General features: G+C 60.6%; 11 protein-coding genes and 1 pseudogene. 7 read left to right on the top strand and 5 right to left on the bottom strand.

Annotated elements, in window-relative coordinates; all coding sequences use genetic code 11:
• Positions 1–27 precede the first annotated feature (27 nt).
• Positions 28–1,062 (bottom strand): alpha/beta fold hydrolase, encoded by a 1,035-nt coding sequence (locus ACMDB8_RS04880; RefSeq protein ID WP_409078252.1) that lies wholly within the window; start codon positions 1,060–1,062, stop codon positions 28–30.
• 218 nt (positions 1,063–1,280) lie between these two features.
• On the opposite strand from ACMDB8_RS04880, the gene ACMDB8_RS04875 reads away from it, so the two are divergent.
• On the top strand, positions 1,281–6,515 hold the full coding sequence (locus ACMDB8_RS04875; protein WP_409078253.1) for a dermonecrotic toxin domain-containing protein: 5,235 nt from the start codon (positions 1,281–1,283) through the stop codon (positions 6,513–6,515).
• Between the two features lie 117 nt (positions 6,516–6,632).
• Positions 6,633–7,550, top strand: a complete 918-nt coding sequence (gene metR / locus ACMDB8_RS04870) for a transcriptional regulator MetR (RefSeq protein WP_007985733.1) — start codon at positions 6,633–6,635, stop codon at positions 7,548–7,550.
• A 162-nt stretch (positions 7,551–7,712) separates the two neighbouring features.
• On the opposite strand, the gene ACMDB8_RS04865 is transcribed toward metR, so the two are convergent.
• The 4 genes from ACMDB8_RS04865 to ACMDB8_RS04850 are packed head-to-tail and all read right to left on the bottom strand — an operon-like array spanning position 7,713 to position 10,725.
• Positions 7,713–8,210 (bottom strand): GNAT family N-acetyltransferase, encoded by a 498-nt coding sequence (locus ACMDB8_RS04865; RefSeq protein WP_223542184.1) that lies wholly within the window; start codon positions 8,208–8,210, stop codon positions 7,713–7,715.
• Between the two features lie 2 nt (positions 8,211–8,212).
• Positions 8,213–8,851, bottom strand: coding sequence for a LysE family translocator (locus ACMDB8_RS04860; protein ID WP_056721107.1), 639 nt, complete (start codon positions 8,849–8,851; stop codon positions 8,213–8,215).
• A gap of 23 nt (positions 8,852–8,874) precedes the next feature.
• A complete protein-coding gene (locus tag ACMDB8_RS04855) occupies positions 8,875–9,309 on the bottom strand; it encodes an NUDIX hydrolase (protein WP_223542185.1) in 435 nt (144 codons plus the stop codon).
• 57 nt (positions 9,310–9,366) lie between these two features.
• Complete coding sequence (locus ACMDB8_RS04850) at positions 9,367–10,725, bottom strand: HD domain-containing phosphohydrolase (RefSeq protein WP_056721111.1); 1,359 nt, start codon at positions 10,723–10,725, stop codon at positions 9,367–9,369.
• Positions 10,726–10,980: 255 nt separating this feature from the next.
• Between ACMDB8_RS04850 and ACMDB8_RS04845 the strand changes: the two genes are divergently transcribed.
• The 5 genes and pseudogenes from ACMDB8_RS04845 to ACMDB8_RS04825 all read left to right on the top strand — a co-directional run.
• Positions 10,981–13,245 carry a GGDEF/EAL domain-containing response regulator gene (locus tag ACMDB8_RS04845; protein WP_056721113.1) on the top strand — a complete coding sequence of 755 codons (2,265 nt, stop codon included), beginning with the start codon at positions 10,981–10,983 and terminating at the stop codon, positions 13,243–13,245.
• Positions 13,242–15,116 carry a putative bifunctional diguanylate cyclase/phosphodiesterase gene (locus tag ACMDB8_RS04840; RefSeq protein WP_056721116.1) on the top strand — a complete coding sequence of 625 codons (1,875 nt, stop codon included), beginning with the start codon at positions 13,242–13,244 and terminating at the stop codon, positions 15,114–15,116. Before ACMDB8_RS04845 ends, ACMDB8_RS04840 begins: the two co-directional genes overlap by 4 nt.
• On the top strand, positions 15,113–16,117 hold the full coding sequence (locus ACMDB8_RS04835) for a cytochrome-c peroxidase (protein WP_409078254.1): 1,005 nt from the start codon (positions 15,113–15,115) through the stop codon (positions 16,115–16,117). The genes ACMDB8_RS04840 and ACMDB8_RS04835 overlap by 4 nt, the downstream gene beginning before the upstream one ends.
• Positions 16,114–17,928 carry a DAHL domain-containing protein gene (locus tag ACMDB8_RS04830; RefSeq protein WP_056721120.1) on the top strand — a complete coding sequence of 605 codons (1,815 nt, stop codon included), beginning with the start codon at positions 16,114–16,116 and terminating at the stop codon, positions 17,926–17,928. The genes ACMDB8_RS04835 and ACMDB8_RS04830 overlap by 4 nt, the downstream gene beginning before the upstream one ends.
• Positions 17,925–18,314, top strand: a pseudogene (locus ACMDB8_RS04825) (response regulator transcription factor); the annotation flags it as partial. The gene ACMDB8_RS04830 and the pseudogene ACMDB8_RS04825, both read left to right, overlap by 4 nt.
• Positions 18,315–18,456: the final 142 nt, after the last annotated feature.

Raw genomic sequence — 18,456 nt, 5'->3', positions numbered from 1 at the left:
CCGGAGGCTCCTACAGGTGATCAGGGGTTAGAGGAGGTTGCGATCGGCCACAGGCTCGATCTGCGCCCAGTGCGAGGTGTCTTCACGGTGCTCGCGCAAATACGGCAACACCGCCCCCAGCAACGGCGCCTTGAATGCCTCCTGGAAGCGATGGGCCAGACCCGGAATCAGGATCAATTGACTGCCACGCAGATGCGCCGCCAGATGCACCCCGTGCATCACCGGCAGCAGCGGATCGGCCGTGCCGTGCACCACCAGCGCCGGTACCCGCAATTGATTGAGCAGCGCCACCCGGCTCGGCTCGGCGAGAATGGCCATGATCTGGCGTTTCACACCCTCGGGATTGAACGCCCGGTCATAGGACTGTGCCGCCTGATGCAGCAGCGCCTGGCGATCGTCGGTGACCATCGGGCTGCCCAGTGCCGCCAGCAAGTCGGCCTGTTGCTCCAGGGCCACTTCGCGGTTCGGTGCGCCGCGCCGGGCCAACAACTGCACCAGCGCCGCACTCGGCGCCGGCAAGCCTTCGGCACCGGAGGTGGTCATGATCAGGGTCAGGCTCTCGACCCGTTGCGGTGCCATGGCCGCCATGCGCTGGGCGATCATTCCGCCCATGCTGGCGCCCAGCACGTGGAATTGGTCGATGTGCAAGGCGTCCATCAAGCCCAGGCCATCCTCGGCCATGTCGGTCAGCGAATAAGGCGACGACACCGGCAATCCGAGTTTGTAGCGCAAAACTTCGAAAGTCAGGTTGGCTTCGGCCGGTGCTTGCCGCCAGGTTGACAGGCCTACGTCGCGATTGTCATAGCGGATCACCCGGAACCCCTGCTGGCACAGGGCGACCACCACTTCGTCCGGCCAGTGAATCAATTGCCCGCCCAGGCCCATCACCAGCAGCAATGCCGGATCGGACGCACGGCCGATGCTCTGGTACGCCAGGCTTACCTGGGCCAGATCCACCCGTTCGGTCGGAACATTGACGTCACAACGCGAAGCCGCCATGGACGGCAGGCCGAACAACAGCGTGGCCAACAAAACGATTCGTGAAAGGAATGAAGCACCCATGGAAAAACACCAAAACGCAGAACCCCAGTAGAGCGCGAGTCTGATGAAGTTTGTTCAAGCGCGCTGCCACAGTTCCATGACAGTTTGATGAAGAGTGCCGAGCGGTCATCAGGCGTCAGATTCAGCCTCGCAATAACTATGTACCACCCGCCCTTTTGACGACTGTCTCCTAATGCCCGCACCGCCGGCACGGCCCGGCCTTCTGGAGATTCATCGTCATGGTTGACGAAACCACCCCCCTAGCGGCCGATTTCGGCCTTGTTGTTCCTTTGCCCGCGAACCCGGACCAAGGCCTGACCCTGAGCGCCTCGGAGCGCTGGAATGAATGCTGTGAACAGTGGCGGGCGCTTATGGCGCAAAATCCGCAGTCGCCGCTCGCCAGCACTTGGTGGAATGCCCGTGCGCGCGGTACGGATCAGTCACGCCGGGCTCAGGCCAACCGCTTGTATCGTCAGCATTTCGAAGCGTCGAGCCAATGGGCGTTTGCCCGGGGCATCCTGGATGTCGAACAGTTCCAGACATTGCAGGCGTTCATCGATCCGCCCGTGCAGACAGCAACGCCTGCCACTGCACGGCATTACGTCGAGCAAATGCAGTTCAAGGATGACAAAGGCCTGTCAATCGAACTATCCGGCGCGTTGGTCATCACCCGGGACACAGCCCAGCCGGTCGCTCAATTGCTGTACTTGCCTTCCCGGCCATCGGCCTGGATGACCTTTGAAAGCCGAGTCGATATGGAAAGCTGGCTGATCGAACATCAGCCGCAGATGTTCGACCACCCCCGGCTACCGACAGGTACCCTCAGGGTCTATTACACAGTGCTTGAGCGCAGCGTACTGCAGACCGGTGCTCAATCCTTGTGGGCACGGTTGCCTGTCACCCCTGGCGATCGACTGCGTAACGAATTGATCCTGGCCCCGCCCGCCAACCTGCCGGACGCGGATACCAACGACGACGATGTCCTGTTCGGCCAGTTGAGCCCCGATATTCCACTGGGCATCCGTCTCCATGCACTGGCGCAACAGCGCACGGCACTGGATGCCTTGTTGGGCGATAACTTTCAGGGCAACCACACTGACCCGCGCCTGCAACGTCTGCAACGGCAAATGGACGAGCTCACGACGGCCGAGCAGGCCAGCACCCGCGCCGCAACCGCGCTGCTGCACACCGACAGTGCGCAGCAAATGCTGGAACTGCGCCACAAAAACCGCCCGCACTACGCCGCCCTTTACCAGGCGCGCCTGGACGGCCTGCGCGCCGAAGCCGAGCTGCAATTGAGCCTGAACCAGATCAGCCACGAGGAACATCAGTGGTTGATCTGTGTACTGGATGCACCGGATCAACCACGCCCGGCCGGAGTGGTGGTGGCGCGTCTGGTGTTGTCGATGATGGATACCGAAGGTGATACCCCCCGTACACAAACCCAGGAACTGGACGGTGTATTGCTGTTTGCCCAGCCATCGGCCTTGCTGCCGTCCTCGACCGAAAGCCTGTTGCTCTACTGGCCGGGACGTTTCGGTGGCCTGCAACGGTTCACCTCTCGACAGGCGCTGGAACAGACGCTGTTCAAACTGGCGGCCAACGACAACAGTCAAGCGCTGCATCTCTTGCCGCTGGCTGCAAACCCGTTCGAATACGCCTTGCAGAACCAGCTTCATGGCTGCGTACAACAAGTGGCACGGCTGCTTTCCGCCAACCGGGATCCGTCTCGCGCCAGTCAACGCGAAACAGAACTGGAAAAGCTGCGCGAACAGACCCTCGCCTGCCTGACGGTTCCTGTCCACACAGCCCGAGAGCTGGCGCACCAGCATATTGTCGAGCAAGTTCACAGCAGTGCACTGGCCGCACGTTTGCCGACGTGGCACGACGCCCTGCCCACCGTGCAACGTGAACGGATCAAGACGCTGTTCAAGTCCTACATCGAGGCCATGAAGCGCTCCCATGAATGGCTGGAGCGCGAGTTGCCGCCCCGCGACGCCTTCAGCAAAAAAGCCATTGATGCCCACCTGCGCCAGGCGTTCGGCCTGAGCCGGAACGTTGACGTGCTTCTGGACGTGCCTGACGCCACCACCTGGCGCAAAGTCGTCATCGAGGGCGCGGCACCGGGAACACCCCAGGAAAACGTGCTGGTCGCCAGCGAGCAGCGCAGCAAGCTGTCCCTCGGAGACCTTGCGCAAAGCAACATTGATCAGGCGATGTCGTGGCGACTGTCGTTCATGCAAGTCGAGACCAGCGGCGGCGATCCGACAGATCGACAGAAGCTGAAAACCGGCATCACCCAGGCCTGGCTGCGAAAGATGGCCACCGAACTGGACCTGGCCGGACAGTATGAAACGCTGATCCGTGAAACCTTCCTCGGCACCTCGCACGCACCGACCTTCAGCAATGAATACCGCCACGAATGCCTGAGCGAACCCTGGCGCCTGATGCTGCGCCTGCAAGGCGAGTTCGCCGTGCTCGCCAAAGACATCAATACCGATGGCCAGCAGGTCCTGGACATTGCCATCGATGCCAACAACCGTGACGCTTTCAGCGCCAATGGCAAACGCATCCAGCTGCTGCCGGCACACCTGACGGTGGGCGGTAAGGACACCCATGGCCAGGGACCGAGCACCTTGTCCGGCGTCACGTTTATCGTGGAGCAGATCAGCGGCCTGACCCTGCTTTATCTGCCCGACAGTCCAGACGGTGTTTTTCTGCGTCAATTCGACAGTCTTGAAGACGCTCGGATGCGCCTGTTCAACGACTGCCTGCGCAGCTCAATGGTCAACTACCTGGCCGGCCAGGCCTTGAAGGGCGATGTCACCCACCACGTCAGCCGGATCAACCAGGCCCGGTTGAGAAACTTCGACACCCTGATCGGCGTCGGTACGCCCTGGCCAGCCAGTACATCCCTGGCAGCACATCTGTTGAATGTGCACATGGGCCGCTTGCTGGAAGCCCATCGGGCGACGTCTCGTTCCAACGATGCGTTGTACCTGGAACAGGTTGCGCTGCAATCCGGCGCGATGTTCAACTACCTGAAAATGGCGCTGGGCGTGGTGCCCTTCGTCGGCACGGCGATTGCCTTGTACGACGCCTGGAGCAGCGCCAACCTGGCAGTGGCGGCGTTCTTGCGCGGAGATGTCGGCCACGGGCTGGCCGAGGTCGAAGCAGTGCTGTTGTCATTAATCGACGCGGCCATGGATCTGCTGCCCGGCGCCAGTGCGGCACCTTCGGCAGCGCTTGCCATCACCCGCCAGCGCCAGTTGCGCGCCGTGAGCAAGAGCGTCGGCGCACTGCGCGGTTCGACGCAGCGCCAGGCACAACGAACCCTGGAACGCTTCAAGGGCTATGAATACGAACAGATGATTTCACTCGCCGGCCTGCAACCGGGCACCGAAGGCATCTATCGCAACGTGTATCACCACGCCGACGGCGACTTCATGCTCAGCCAGGGGCGAATCTATCGCATCGAACTGGAAGGCAATCCACCCCGCTGGCGTTTGAGCGGCACCAGCAGCCGGACCTACAAACAGCCAATCGCCCTGGATGAGTCCGGCCACTGGAACACCCACTACGCAGTATTCGGCACGGTGATCGAAGGCGGCGGCGTGGGGGGAGGCGCGGTGCTTGGGCACATGGCCGATGGACTGGACCCACTCTGGCCGGTCGCCATACGCCGCTGGCTGCCGCGCTGGTGGACGGATCGGGCCCTGCGTCGACAACTGACCCTGACCAATACCGCCGACGCCTACACCCGGCGGCTGGACACCCAGACCCGAAGCAGCAACGCCACGCTGGAGCACTACTTCGCCCTCGAACCCGATCAGCGCCCGGCCTCGCGCGCCAGAGCCGACATCGCCTGTGCGAACGATATCGACCTTGCCCAGGCCCAATACCTGAATCTCGATGAGCTGATGTTGTACAGCCATGGCCGCAAACGCGTGCAGATCGAAGACATTCAAAGCCGCTGCGCCTGGATCATCGTCGACCGTTCGGTGCGACGAATCGGCCTGGTCAAGGAGCGGCTGGTGGAGCACCTCAACCGTATCGATCAATTGGTCACACGATCAGACACCACACCAGCCACTGATACCGCTGCGCACTTGCAGCTCATGGCGCAGCGCAAACTGGTCCGCAAAGACTTTCTCAAAGATTTCGATCAGCTCCGTACGACGGTCGAGGAAGCCAACCGCTGGAACCGCCGGATCACTAACAGGACGCAAAAGTCGAAGATGGTGGCGGACATGGCGACCGTGAATGAAAAACTCAGCGACGCCAATCACTACTATCTGAAAACGGCACACACCCTGGAAATCATCACCCGTTATGACGCGGTGACCGACCTGTCCTGGATATACTTCCACACGCAGTTGAAAACAGCCCGCAACAAGGTCGGCCGCGCATTACTGACACAGCATCACCTGCCACAGGTGAGCGCCACCGTCAGCCAGCGCAACAAAGTCCTCGAAGACTGCCTGGCGACCTATACCGAGTTCCGTCGCCAACTGGGCGCCTGGACCATTGGTTATTCGCAGCACCTGGACCAGGAGCAAGTCACCGCGTTTCTGGACAATCTGGACAAGGTCGAGGAATTCGCGCGCCATGCCATCAGGACCCGCCCTTCGGTGGTGCCCAGGGAAGGACGGCCCGGGCAGCAACTGTTCGAGACCGAAGACAACCAGTTGTTGATCGGTATCGCCAGCACCGACGCGGCCTCCCGGCAAAAACGCTTCACCATTCAAGGGGTTGGTGGCCACACGGAAACCTGGCTCCCGCGCTCCAGCGGCAAATATCACCTGAGCGAACCACCGAAATCCGCCCAGCCGGCACTGCCGACCGACGTCAGGCCACTGCTGAGCGAAGCCAGAAAAAGGCTGGGAAGCACGGACGCCTATACCGACAAAGTCAAAGGCTACGCGCAGCAAAACACGCTGCCGGTCGACCTTGAGCACATGATGAGCAGCGAAGCGGCGGAGTTGACCCTGCGCGCCCAGGCCATCGAACGGTTGTCCCCCACCGAGACCGTGGCGCAACAGTTGCGCACGCGGGCGGATGAAATGCTGAGCACGGGGCGCACCCTGCGCATCGAGCAAAGCATGAACAGCAAAACCCCGACCGAAGGTTATCTGGACTATTTGGTTGAACAACAGATGGTGGACATCCGCAAGGAAGGCGGTTTGCGCGACCTGGGCAAACGCCCGGACGGACGACGGGATTTCCTCCAGGAGTACGAGGTGCGTGACTTGCGCCACGAACCGGCGCAAACCCTGTGGTACGCACACTTCCACTACACCTCGGCCAAGCCGCAATTCAGCGACTTCGTCAAAGGCCATCTGAAACGGCCGGAACAACGCAACCTGGGTCTGCAATGGCAGAAGGACATGGCCGCCAGTGGCGGTACGGTCGAGGCGATCTGGCGCGGCGACATCGGCAAACCGCTGGGCAACAAACACTTTTCCACGCTGTAAAGCAGCAACGGCGGGGCACGCAATGTGCTCCGCCGTGCTTGTGGTCGACAGCGGCACCAACATGAGACAAACTCAACCTTTTCGATTTATCGACAAGTTTTCCTCATGGAGCCCCCGGTGCTTGAAATCCGTCACCTCAAGACCCTGCACGCCTTGCGCGAAGCCGACAGCCTGGTGGATGCGGCCGATCGCCTGCACCTGACCCAGTCAGCCCTTTCCCACCAGTTCAAGGAATTGGAGGAACGCATGGGCATGCCACTGTTCGTGCGCAAGACCAAACCGGTGCGCTTCACCAGCGCCGGTTTGCGCCTGCTGCAACTGGCCGACGCCACCCTCCCGCTGCTGCGCGCCGCCGAACGCGACATCAGTCGCCTGGCCGGGGGCACCGCCGGACGCCTGCACATGGCCATTGAATGCCACAGTTGCTTCCAGTGGCTGATGCCGACCATCGACCAGTTCCGTGACGCCTGGCCGGAAGTCGAGCTGGACCTGGCCTCGGGGTTTTCCTTCGCCCCGCTGCCGGCCCTGGCCCGTGGCGACCTGGACCTGGTGGTGACCTCCGATCCGGTGGACCTGGCCGGGATCACCTATGTACCGCTGTTCACTTATGAAGCGATGCTCGCGGTGGCCAACCAGCACCGCCTGGCCAGCAAGGCCTATATCGTCCCCGAAGACTTGCTCCCGGAAACCTTGATCACCTACCCGGTGGAACGGGACCGGCTGGACATCTTCACCCGTTTCCTCGAACCCGCCGACATCGAACCGGCCCAGGTCCGTACCTCGGAACTGACGGTGATGATGATGCAACTGGTGGCCAGCGGGCGCGGCGTGTGCGGCATGCCCCATTGGGCGCTGCATGAATACAGCTCGCGAGGCTATGTGAAAGCCAAGCGGCTGGGCGAGAAAGGACTGTTCGCCACGCTGTATGCGGCAATCCGCGCCGACATGCTCGATGCGCCGTACATGCGTGACTTCCTGCTGACGGCCAAGGACACGTCGTTTTCGACGCTGGATGGGGTTAGTGCGGTTCGCTGATTTCTTAATGAAGGAAAACTGTACAAATGTGGGAGCGGGCTTGGTCCGGGCGGCGTTCCGACGAAGGCGGCATAACATTCAAGATTGATGTTGCCTGACCCACCGCTTTCGTCGGAACGCCGCCCGGACCAAGCCCGCTCCCACAGGGGATCAGCGGTGACTTCAGAGCTCGCGCCACATGTGGATCTTGTCGAAGTAATCTTCCCCCACCCGCACCGCCATCGGTTCCAGGCCGAACTGGATGAAGCCGCAGCGCTGGTAGAGGTTGAGCGCGGCATCGTTGCCGGCGGTGACGGTCAACTGGACCAGGCGCAAACCCTCATGGTTCTGCGCCTCGGCCAATGCCGCCTGAACCAGCTGATGGCCGAGGCCGCGCTGGCGAACCTTGGCGGTCACATACATGCCAAACAGCGTCACCTTGTGCCGGGCCTTTTCCCGAGGCTCGAACGCAAGGCCGACGATGCCGGCCAACCGGCCTTCTTCGAACGCCCCTAGCACCAGGTCCAGCTTGCCGGTCAGGCGCGACTCCCACCAGCCCAGCGGCATCGTCGCCCGCTCACGCACGCTCGAGGTAAAGGCCTGCGGGTGCAGGTCGTAGGCTTCGAGCATCAGCGCCCGGTAGTCCAGGGCATGGCTGGCATCCAGTCGTTCGATCCACATGCTCAAGCCATCCGTTTTTGCTCAAGCATCAACCGCAGCGCCAGCGCCGACAATACGAAGCCCATGAAATAGCGCTGCATCGCCAGCCAGGTCGGATTGCTGACAAACCACGAGGCGATGCCCGCGGCAAACATGGCGATCAGCAGGTTGACGCAGAAACTCACGCTGATCTGGGTCAGGCCGAGGATGATGCTCTGGCTGAACACCGAGCCGTGCTCCGGCGTGATGAACTGCGGAAACACCGACAGATAGAACACTGCGATTTTCGGGTTCAGGGCACTGGTCAGAAAGCCCATGGTGATCAGCTTGCGCGACGAATCCGGGGGCAACTGCTGCGCCTCGAACGGCGAGCGCGCACCGGGCTTGATCGCCTGCCAGGCCAGCCACAACAGGTACAACGCACCGGCCCACTTCAACACTTCATAGGCCATCGGCACGGCCAGGAACACCGCGGTCAAACCGGCGGCGGCGGCAAACAGATGCACGAAGAATCCCGCAACCACCCCAAGCAACGAAATCACCCCGGCCTTGCGCCCCTGGCAGATCGAACGGGAGATCAGGTAGATCATATTCGGCCCCGGCGTCAGTACCATCAGCAACGCGGCGGCAGCAAAAATCAGCAGGTCTTGAAGCGGGATCATGGGCGAAGTCCTTTGCGTGATGATCAGGCGATCGCAGTCAGCGATGCACGATAAAACGGCAGGATCAGGTCCCGTGTCAATGGCGCCAGGCTGACATCGCCTTCGGTGGCCGGGTCGATCCAGATCACTTCTTCGATCTCTGCCTGCGGGGTGACATCCGAATCAATGTTCAGCTGAAAAAGCTCGGCGTGTACAACAAAACCCGGCTCGTTGGCGGCCGGTGCCGAGAAGTGACCGAGGTAAACGGCCTGCGCCGGGTCGATGTCCAGAGTCAACTCTTCTTCAAGTTCCCGGGCCAGGGCGTGGACCGGCAACTCATGGGGCTCGATCTTGCCACCCGGCTGCATGAACGCCGTGGTGCCACGCTTGCGCACCAGCAGTGTGCGGCCATCAGGGCCGATCAGCAGGGCGGCGGCGATATGGATAATACGCGGTAAAACAGCGGATACAGATGTCATGTGTCAGCCATGGACCCTGGTGGAAATCACTAGGATCCCATGTCCGACCGTCCGCCGTCATGCCTTGGCCTGAACCAGCTCCGGCGTATCCTGCGGGACCTTCACGAAAATCCTGTACTTGCCGCCTTCCATGGCTTCGAAGGCGATCAGTTTTTCCACCAGCGGCCCGTTCAACACCTTGCCGGCATTGAGCAGGAGCATGCCGTTATCGGCGTTGAGATTGCGCGCCAGCATCATCCCGGCCGTCAGTTCCCGGGTGGTCAGGACCTTGACCTGCGGATCGGCCAGGGTGATATCGCTCAGGAATGTGGTGCATACCTTGATGAAATCTTCGAGCAGGTCAGGATCGTAAAGCCGTCCGGCGTACTGGCGCAGGTAGAGCAGCGCTTCGTCGCTGTTCATCTGTCGTTCGAGAATCAATCCTCGCTGCAACTCGACGAAGTCGACCGCCAGCTTCAGCAATCGCGATCCGAACGGAATGGCTTTGCCCTTGAGCCGGTCGGGGAAACCACTGCCGTCCCAGCGTTCCTGATGGTGCAGGATCAACCGCGCCGCGTCCTTCATCGGGTCCAGGGTCATCAGTAGCGATTCGCTCTGCTTCGGATAGCCACGATAGCGGTCGCGGTCAGTGTGCCTCAGCAGATCCGAAGGGGTGACCATCATGCTGTCGGACCAGCTCAGCTTGCCGATGTTGTACAGAGCGGCCGCCATGGCCAGGTCGCGGCTGGCAGCTTCATCCAGCCCATGTTCCGTGCAGTACCCGCGCACCAGTTCGATGATCTGCCGGTTGGTCTGCTTGGCCGATGGCAGGCGCAGATTGGCCAACAGCGAGAACACCTCGGTGCCGGTGACATAGCTGTGCTTGAGCTCCTCGTAAGCCAGGTCGAGCATGTCGGCGGTCTGCTGCAATTCGGCGGTGCGGGCGGCGACATGTTTTTCCAGTGTGCTGTTGAGCAACTTGAGCTGGTCGTTCTGCACCCGGGTCAATTGTTCCAGGCGCTGGCGCTCACGCTCCGAATGCTGGTGGTCCAGGGCCTGGCGCAGGGTCAGGAGCATTTCGTCGTCATTCCAGGGTTTGCTGATGTAGTGGTGGATCTGCCCCTCATTGATGGCTTTGATGATCGCCGAGGGGTCTGCATAGCCGGTGAGCATGATCCGCATGGTCGCGGGATAGCGCTGACGGACATGGGCCAGCAACGTGGCGCCGTCCATATTGGGCATGCGTGCATCGCTCATCACCAGATCCACTGGCTGCAACGCCATGATTTCCAACGCCTGGGCACCGCTGGTGGCCAGCAACACCTCGTAGGGCTGGCCGCGCAACAGGCGACGCAGACTGTTGAGGATCGGCTCCTCATCATCGACCAGCAACACTTTGGGGCGACTGTTCAACATCGGTACGGATTGCTCTTCCATGGCATGGTCTCAAGCGAGTCATTTAGTGTGACAGGCAGCGCGGGCCTACCGTCTTTCCCGCCTACGCTTGAATGACAGGCTAGATGATTTTCCGTATCGCTCGCGCTAATTATTGTTTTGAGTTCTGCGGGCAAAATGGCCAATGGCGACTATGCTCAACGCAATGGACTGTACAACCGGCCTGCTGGCAGCCATGTGACGAGGGAAAAGGATGCTCCCGAAAATGAACGCGCGTACTCCTGCCGGTACCGCCCCATGAACACCTGGCAGACGCGCATCAATCGTCGTGTGCTCATCGTCGACGATACCGCGTCGATTCATGCCGATTTCGCCAAGATACTCAGCCCGGCCACTGTCGAGGATGACAGTCTGGGGCAAACCGAAAACCTCCTGTTCGGCACCCTGTCCACCACACCGGCCCAACACTTTGAACTGGACTCGGCCTTCCAGGGCCGCGAAGCCCTGGACAAACTCGAAGCCGCCCTGGCGAACGATCGCCCCTACGCCATGGCTTTCATCGACATGCGAATGCCACCAGGCTGGGATGGCCTGGAGACCATCGAACGGTTGTGGCAGGTCGATCCCAAACTGCAGGTGGCGCTGTGCACTGCCTACTCCGACTACTCCTGGGAGGACATCGACCGACGGCTGGCGCTGAACGACCGCCTGCTGATTCTGAAGAAGCCCTTCGATGCAATTGAAATACGCCAGATGGCCAGCGCCCTCACGGTCAAATGGCAGATGACCGAAGACGCCGCGCTCAAGATGAACCTGCTGGAACAAGCGGTCCAGGAACGCACCCGGGAACTGTCCGACGCCAATATCATCGTGCAGAACAGCCCGACCATCCTTTACCGGTTGCGTGGCGAACCGTCGTTTCCGCTGATGTACATTTCCCATAACATCACCCGCTACGGACACGTCGCCGCCGATCTGGTGGGCTCGGCCAACTGGGCCCAGCAGTTGATCCACCCGGAAGACCAGGCCAGTGTCGATGCGGCCATGGCCCGGGTGCTGGACCGTCATGCGCTGGGCGCCTCGATTGAATTTCGCCTGCGCACCGGCCAGGGAGCATGGCGCTGGGTAGAGAACCGCTACATTCCCGTACGCGACCATGACGGTCGCCTGCTGGAAGTCGAGGGGATCATTCTCGACATTACCGAACGCCGGCAGGCCGAAGAAAAAATGGCCCTGCTCGCCCGCACGGACGGGCTCACCGGCCTGGCCAACCGCGCCACCCTGATCGAACGCTTGCATCAGGCCTTTGCTGCCGCACGTCGAGGCGCAGAGGCATTCGCGGTATTTTATCTGGACCTTGATCACTTCAAGCGGATCAACGACACCCTCGGCCACCCGGTGGGTGATCTGCTGTTGCAGGAAGTGGCCCGGCGCATCAAATTCGGCGTGCGGGAAAACGATGTGGTGGCACGCCTGGGCGGGGACGAGTTCGCGATCCTGCAACTGGACGTCAGCGACCCGACCCAGTCCGCCGCCATGGCGGCCAATATCCGCGATGCGCTGCTGACGCCGTACAACCTCGCCGGCAATGCTCTGCATATTTCAGTCAGCATAGGCATCAGTAGCTACGGCGTCGCCTGCCTCGACGCCGACAGCCTGCTGAGCCAGGCGGACATGGCGCTGTACCGCTCCAAGGAAATGGGCCGCAACCAATATCACTTCCACTCGCAGGAGATCACCCAAGAAGTGGCCGAGCGCATGGCCATCGCCAATGACTTGATGACGGCCATCGAGCGCGATGAACTGGCGCTGCATTACGTTCCGGAAGTGGATATGCACAGCGGCAGGATCCTGGGCATGGCAGCGCAAGTGCGCTGGTGTCATCCCCGGCGCGGCGAACTGCTGGCGCCGGCTTTCGTGCCCGCGGCGGAAAAGACCGGTGCCATCATCCCTCTCGGGCGCTGGGTGCTGGATCAGGCCTGCCGGCAGATGAGCCTGTGGCGTAACGAGGGAATGGCGCCCCCCGTGATGGCGATCAAACTGTCCCTGGCGCAGCTAAAGAGTGGTCCGGAGCTCATTTACGACGTGCTGCGCACCACTGCGCGCTGGGAACTCGCCCCCTGGGACCTGCGTTTCGACGTGACCGAAGCGACTCTGGCACAAACCAAGTGGACCCAAAACGATGTGCTGCCACGACTGCGTGAGCTGGGGGTAAAAATCGCCATCGATGATTTCGGCACCGAATATTCATCATTCGATTACCTGAAAACCTACCGGGTCAATCACCTGAAGCTCAACCAATCCTTTATCGACGGCGCGACTCAGGATGCGGCTGGCGCCAACAGCCTGCGGGCAATCGTCAACTTCGCCCGGGACCTGGGAATCGGCATCATTACCGAAGGCGTCCAGCCATCGGATCGGCCCCGCACGCCAGCGTCAACCGCCCCGCTGCCAAGCGCACAAGGCCTGTACTTCAGCGAGGCCGTAAGCGCGGAACAAGCGGCCCGGTTGCTCAAGGACGGGAACATGGCGCCCCCATCCTCCAGGGAGGATGAGGAATGAAAACACTTTTCTCCCAGACCAACCGACGTATTCTAATCATCGACGATACACCGGCGATCCATGCCGATTTTCGCAAAATCCTCACCCCGAACACCGACGGCGAAGCGGATCTGAACAGTCTCGAACACTCACTGTTCGGGACTCGGCAATCTTCGCGCCTCAACTTCCAGCTCGACTCCGCCTACCAGGGCAAGGAAGCCCTGGCGTTGGTCGAACGCGCACTGGCCGATGGCCACCCCTATGCCCTGGCGTTTATCGACATGCGTATGCCGCCTGGCTGGGACGGTCTTGAAACCATTGAACACCTGTGGAATGCCGACCCGAACCTGCAAATTGCCTTGTGCACCGCCTATACCGACTACAGCTGGGAAGCCATGGCCGAACGACTGGAGCTCGGTGACCAGTTGCTGATTCTGAAAAAACCTTTCGATACCCTGGAAATCCGCCAGATGGCCAATGCCCTGACCTGGAAATGGCAACTGGCACAGGACGCGGCGCTGAAGTTGTTGAGCCTTGAGCAGACCATCGAGGCACGGGTACACGAACTGCTCAAGGTGTCGCACCTGCTGCAGTACGACGCCCTCACTGGGCTGCCCAACAGCACTTTGCTGGGTGATCGCCTGAGCCAGTCGCTGGCCGCTGCCCGACGCCATGACAAGCACCTGGTGGTGATGTTTCTCGGACTGGATCGGTTCAAGCGCATCAACAACGCGCTGGGCCACCCGGCCGGGGACGAAATGCTCAACCGGGTCGGGCAACAACTGCTCAAGTACGTGCGAGAGTCCGACTCGGTCTTTCGCTATGGCGCCGACGAATTCGTGGTGATCCTCAGCGACATCAACCACCCCCAGCAGACCCGCGGCATCGCCGAAAAACTGCTGAGTGCCGTGCGCAGCCCACAGTCGATCGCCGGCCAAGAGATCAGCATCACCGCCAGCCTGGGTATCAGCGTTTACCCCGATGACGGGTTCGAGGCCATTGACCTGATCAAAAAAGCCGAGTCCGCCATGCGCCATGTCAAGGAGAGCGGTCCGAACGACATCGGTTTCTTCATCGAAGCCATGAACCAGCGTGCCAGGGAGCAGCAGAGCATCGAATCGGGCATTCGTCAGGCCCTGCAAAGGCACGAATTCGTCCTGCACTACCAACCGAAAATCGAACTGAGCAGCGGACGGGTAGTCGGTGCGGAGGCGCTGGTGCGTTGGCAAAAACCCGGGCATGGCCTGGTCTATCCGTCCGAGTTCATCCCCGTGGCCGAAGACAGCGGCCTGATCGTGCCACTGAGCAAGTGGGTTCTGGCCGAAGCCTGTCGTCAGGCACAACGCTGGCAAGCAGCCGGCCTGCCGGCGATCCGCATGTCAGTCAACACATCGGCCATCGACTTTCGCCAACGTGATTTCGTCGAAGGTATCGAACAGATACTCCAACAAACGGAAATGCCCCCCTGCCTGCTGGAACTGGAAATAACCGAAGGGGTACTGATGCAGAACGTTGAAACGACCATGACCGCGCTGAACCGGCTGAAGACGCTAGGAGTGCGGCTGGCCATCGATGACTTCGGCACCGGTTATTCCAGCTTGAGCTATCTGCGCCGGTTCCCCATCGATGTGCTGAAAATCGATCAGTCGTTCATTCGTGGCTTGAGCAATGACACCAACGATGCCGCCCTGGTCAGCGCGATCATCAGCCTGGGCAGGAGCCTCGATCTGAATGTCATCGCCGAAGGCGTCGAGACCGAGGAACAACTGGCGTTTCTCAAGGCCCATCAATGTGAGGAAGGCCAAGGTTACTACTTCAGCAAGGCCCTGCCGGCAGACTCTTTTGCGCGGCTGCTGGCCGTTGGCTGGGCAGAACAGCGAGACGACTCATGAACAGGCAGACACGACAGTCCGGCGGTAAATTCGCGAGACGATGGCCCATCTCCCTTGTCCCCCACTCCCTTGCGATCCTGCTTTACGGGCTCAGTGCTATCGCCGGTGCCGCGCCGCTGGACGAACCGCTCAAACCGTTGCCCGAGATACCGAAACAGAACCCCGCTCAGGTCGAACTCGGTCGCAAGCTCTTCAGTGATCCGCGCCTGTCGGTCAACAACACCCTGTCCTGCGCCAGTTGTCATCAACTGGACAAGAGCGGAGCCGACACCCGCGCGCTTTCCCTCGGCTTCGATGGACAACCGGTATCGATCAACACGCCAACGGTATTCAACGCCAGCCTCAACTTTCGCCAATTCTGGGACGGCCGCGTCGAAACGCTCGAGGCGCAAAGCAACGTCGTCATTACCAGTCCCCACGAAATGGGCAGCGACTGGAACACCATCATCCAGCGGATCAACGAGGATCCAGACTACCGCGCAGGCTTCAGCGCGGCGTTCCCGAAGGCAGTGACCAAGGCCAATATACAGAGCGCACTGGCCGCCTACGAGCGCACCCTGCTGACGCCCGGATCCCGTTTCGATCAATACCTGCTGGGCAATACAAGCATCCTGACCCTCGACGAGAAATACGGCTATCAGCGCTTCAAGGACTACGGCTGCATAGCCTGTCATCAGGGCGTGAACATCGGTGGCAACATGTTCCAGAAGTTCGGGGTGTTCGGTGATTACATCGCCGATCGCGGCAACCCGACCGTCGCTGACCAGGGACGGTTCAACATTACCGGTGACGAAGCGGACCGCTCGGTGTTCAAGGTCCCGAGCCTGCGCAATGTCGCGCTGACCGCCCCCTACTTTCACGACGGCTCGGCGCCCACCCTCGAAAGAGCCGTGGACGTCATGTTCCAGTACCAGTTGGGGCGCATGCCGAGCGCTGAAGACAAAGCGCTGATTGTGAAGTTTCTCAAGACCCTGACCGGCGAATGGAAGGGCAAGTCATGATAAAGCTTTCACGCCGCTTCAGCCTGCTGTTACTCGCGCTCGTCGCCGTGCTCCTGGCCTCGACCCTGGTTTTTCTGTACTTCAAATCCAACTCGGAACAGACCGTGACCTACTCGGAATCCCGGGATCTGATCCGCCTGATGAAACAGCAGGACGCCCAGTGGGAAAACGAGGTCCTCAAGTCCCGGGTGGCGATTTCGCATAACTACGACCCTCTGGTTTCGCCAATGAACGAGATGAACCGGCTATGGGAGCAGTTCGATACCATGGAGTCAGGTCATGGGCGCAACGACTCAAAGCAATGGAGCGATGCCCACGAGGCTTTTCTGCAGGCGATGCAGGAAAAGACCCGACTGGTGGAGCAGTTCAAGTCGCACAACGCCTTGCTGCGCAACTCGCTGGCCTTCCTGCCCACCGCCGAGGACGACATCCAGGCGCAACTGGCCGACCTGCCTGACCTCGACAAGCTGCAAGTGCAAAACATCGCCACCGATACCTATGACCTGTTGCTCAGTGCCCTGGAGTTCGCCCAGGTCACCTCCGTCGACAAAGCCGCCGACATTCAGGTGGGGCTGAGCAAACTGGCGGTGAACGCGCAACGCTTGCCTGGGGAGTTTCATACCCCGATCAGGATCCTCAGCAATCACGTCGCCCTGATCCTGCGCGAGCAGCCGCTTGTCAACGCTTTGCTCGAAGACATCGAAGCGGTTCCCGTGGCGGATCGTCTGGACGACATCACCAACATGCTCAACCTGGATCAGCAACGGTCCGAGAAAATCGACAAGAAATACCATTTCTACCTGCTGGTGTTTTCCGGCCTGCTGGTATTGCTGCTGATGTGGCTGGCATTTCGGCTGATCCGCAGCTTCGCCGAGATCAACCGGGTCAACAATGCTCTGCAAACCGCCAACGACGTGCTCGAACAGCGGGTCGAGGAACGTACCCGCGAGCTCAGGAATGCCCAGAGCGAACTGCTCGGCGCCGCGCGCCAGGCCGGCATGGCCGAAATCGCGACCAACGTGCTGCACAACGTCGGCAACGTGCTCAATAGCGTGAACATCTCTGCCGACCTGATTGCTCGAAAGCTTCGCAGCAGCAAGACCCTCGGACTGGGCAAGGCAATGCAACTGATCAACGGCCATCCGGAGGATCTTGGCCATTTCCTGACCGAGGACGAAAAGGGCAAGCTACTGCCCGGTTATCTCAATCAACTGGTCGGCGCCATCGCCCAGGAACAGCAGGAGATGGCCGACGAACTGGGTCAGATGAGCAAGAGCGTCGACCATATCAAGGACATCGTTGCCACCCAGCAATCCTATGCCGGGGCCAACAGCATCACCGAACCGCTGTACATCAGCGAACTGCTCGAAGACGCACTGCGCATGAATACCGGTGCGCTGGCCCGGCATCACGTCACGGTGATCAAGGAATACAGCGAGGTGCCTCAGGTGATGGGGGACAAGCACCGCTTGCTGCTGATCCTGATCAACCTGATCAGCAATGCCAAGTACGCAATGTCCGACCTCAACAACCGCTCAAGGGAAATGACCCTCGGTGTGCGAATCGTCGACGACACTTTCCTGGAAATCAGCGTCAGGGATGATGGCGAAGGTATCGCCCCGGAAAACATGACGCGGATCTTTGCCCACGGTTTCACCACCCGCAAGGAAGGTCATGGTTTCGGCCTGCACAGCTGCGCGCTGGCGGCCATCGAGATGAATGGCCACCTCACCGCCCATAGCGACGGCCCCGGCCTTGGCGCGTTGTTTACCTTGCAGATACCGCTGATCACCGTAACGGAGAACGCATGAGTGAGCTCTCGAACCGCCGCATTCTGTTAATCGACGACATGCCGTCGATCCACGACGATTTTCGCAAGATCCTCGCCCCGCCCCAGGCTCACTCGGCAGAACTCGACGAGATGGAGGCCGCATTGTTTGGCGAACAGACCCAACCCGAGCGCCCGATTTTCGAACTGGATTCGGCCTATGGTGGCGAAGAAGGCCTGGGCAAACTCAACCTCGCGCTGCAGGAACAACGCCCCTACGCGCTGGCGTTTGTCGACATGCGTATGCCCGACGGCTGGGACGGGGCAAAGACCATCGAACACCTGTGGCAGCAGGATCCGCAATTACAGGTGGTGGTCTGTACCGCCTACTCCGATTATTCCTGGGACGATCTGCTCAATCGTCTGAATGCCCATGACCGGCTGCTGATCCTGAAGAAACCGTTCGACAATATCGAAGTCAAGCAGATGGCCAACACCTTGCTGACCAAATGGGAAATGACCGAACGGGCCTCGCTGCAGATGCATCACCTGGAACACCTGGTGGATCAGC

The sequence above is a fragment of the Pseudomonas monachiensis genome (genome assembly GCF_047345015.1).
GTDB classification, from domain to species: domain Bacteria; phylum Pseudomonadota; class Gammaproteobacteria; order Pseudomonadales; family Pseudomonadaceae; genus Aquipseudomonas; species Aquipseudomonas monachiensis.
Note: the sequence above shows the minus strand (reverse complement) of the source record. Positions and strands in the feature narration are given on the sequence as shown.

What these genes read in the sequence shown, in the direction of transcription:
- ACMDB8_RS04855 (WP_223542185.1), bottom strand. Translation starts at nt 9,309, where the DNA reads ATGACATCTGTATCCGCTGTTTTACCGCGTATTATCCATATCGCCGCC.
- ACMDB8_RS04830 (WP_056721120.1), top strand. Translation starts at nt 16,114, where the DNA reads ATGATAAAGCTTTCACGCCGCTTCAGCCTGCTGTTACTCGCGCTCGTC.
- ACMDB8_RS04860 (WP_056721107.1), bottom strand. Translation starts at nt 8,851, where the DNA reads ATGATCCCGCTTCAAGACCTGCTGATTTTTGCTGCCGCCGCGTTGCTG.
- ACMDB8_RS04880 (WP_409078252.1), bottom strand. Translation starts at nt 1,062, where the DNA reads ATGGGTGCTTCATTCCTTTCACGAATCGTTTTGTTGGCCACGCTGTTG.
- ACMDB8_RS04850 (WP_056721111.1), bottom strand. Translation starts at nt 10,725, where the DNA reads ATGGAAGAGCAATCCGTACCGATGTTGAACAGTCGCCCCAAAGTGTTG.
- ACMDB8_RS04865 (WP_223542184.1), bottom strand. Translation starts at nt 8,210, where the DNA reads ATGTGGATCGAACGACTGGATGCCAGCCATGCCCTGGACTACCGGGCG.
- ACMDB8_RS04875 (WP_409078253.1), top strand. Translation starts at nt 1,281, where the DNA reads ATGGTTGACGAAACCACCCCCCTAGCGGCCGATTTCGGCCTTGTTGTT.
- ACMDB8_RS04835 (WP_409078254.1), top strand. Translation starts at nt 15,113, where the DNA reads ATGAACAGGCAGACACGACAGTCCGGCGGTAAATTCGCGAGACGATGG.
- ACMDB8_RS04845 (WP_056721113.1), top strand. Translation starts at nt 10,981, where the DNA reads ATGAACACCTGGCAGACGCGCATCAATCGTCGTGTGCTCATCGTCGAC.
- ACMDB8_RS04840 (WP_056721116.1), top strand. Translation starts at nt 13,242, where the DNA reads ATGAAAACACTTTTCTCCCAGACCAACCGACGTATTCTAATCATCGAC.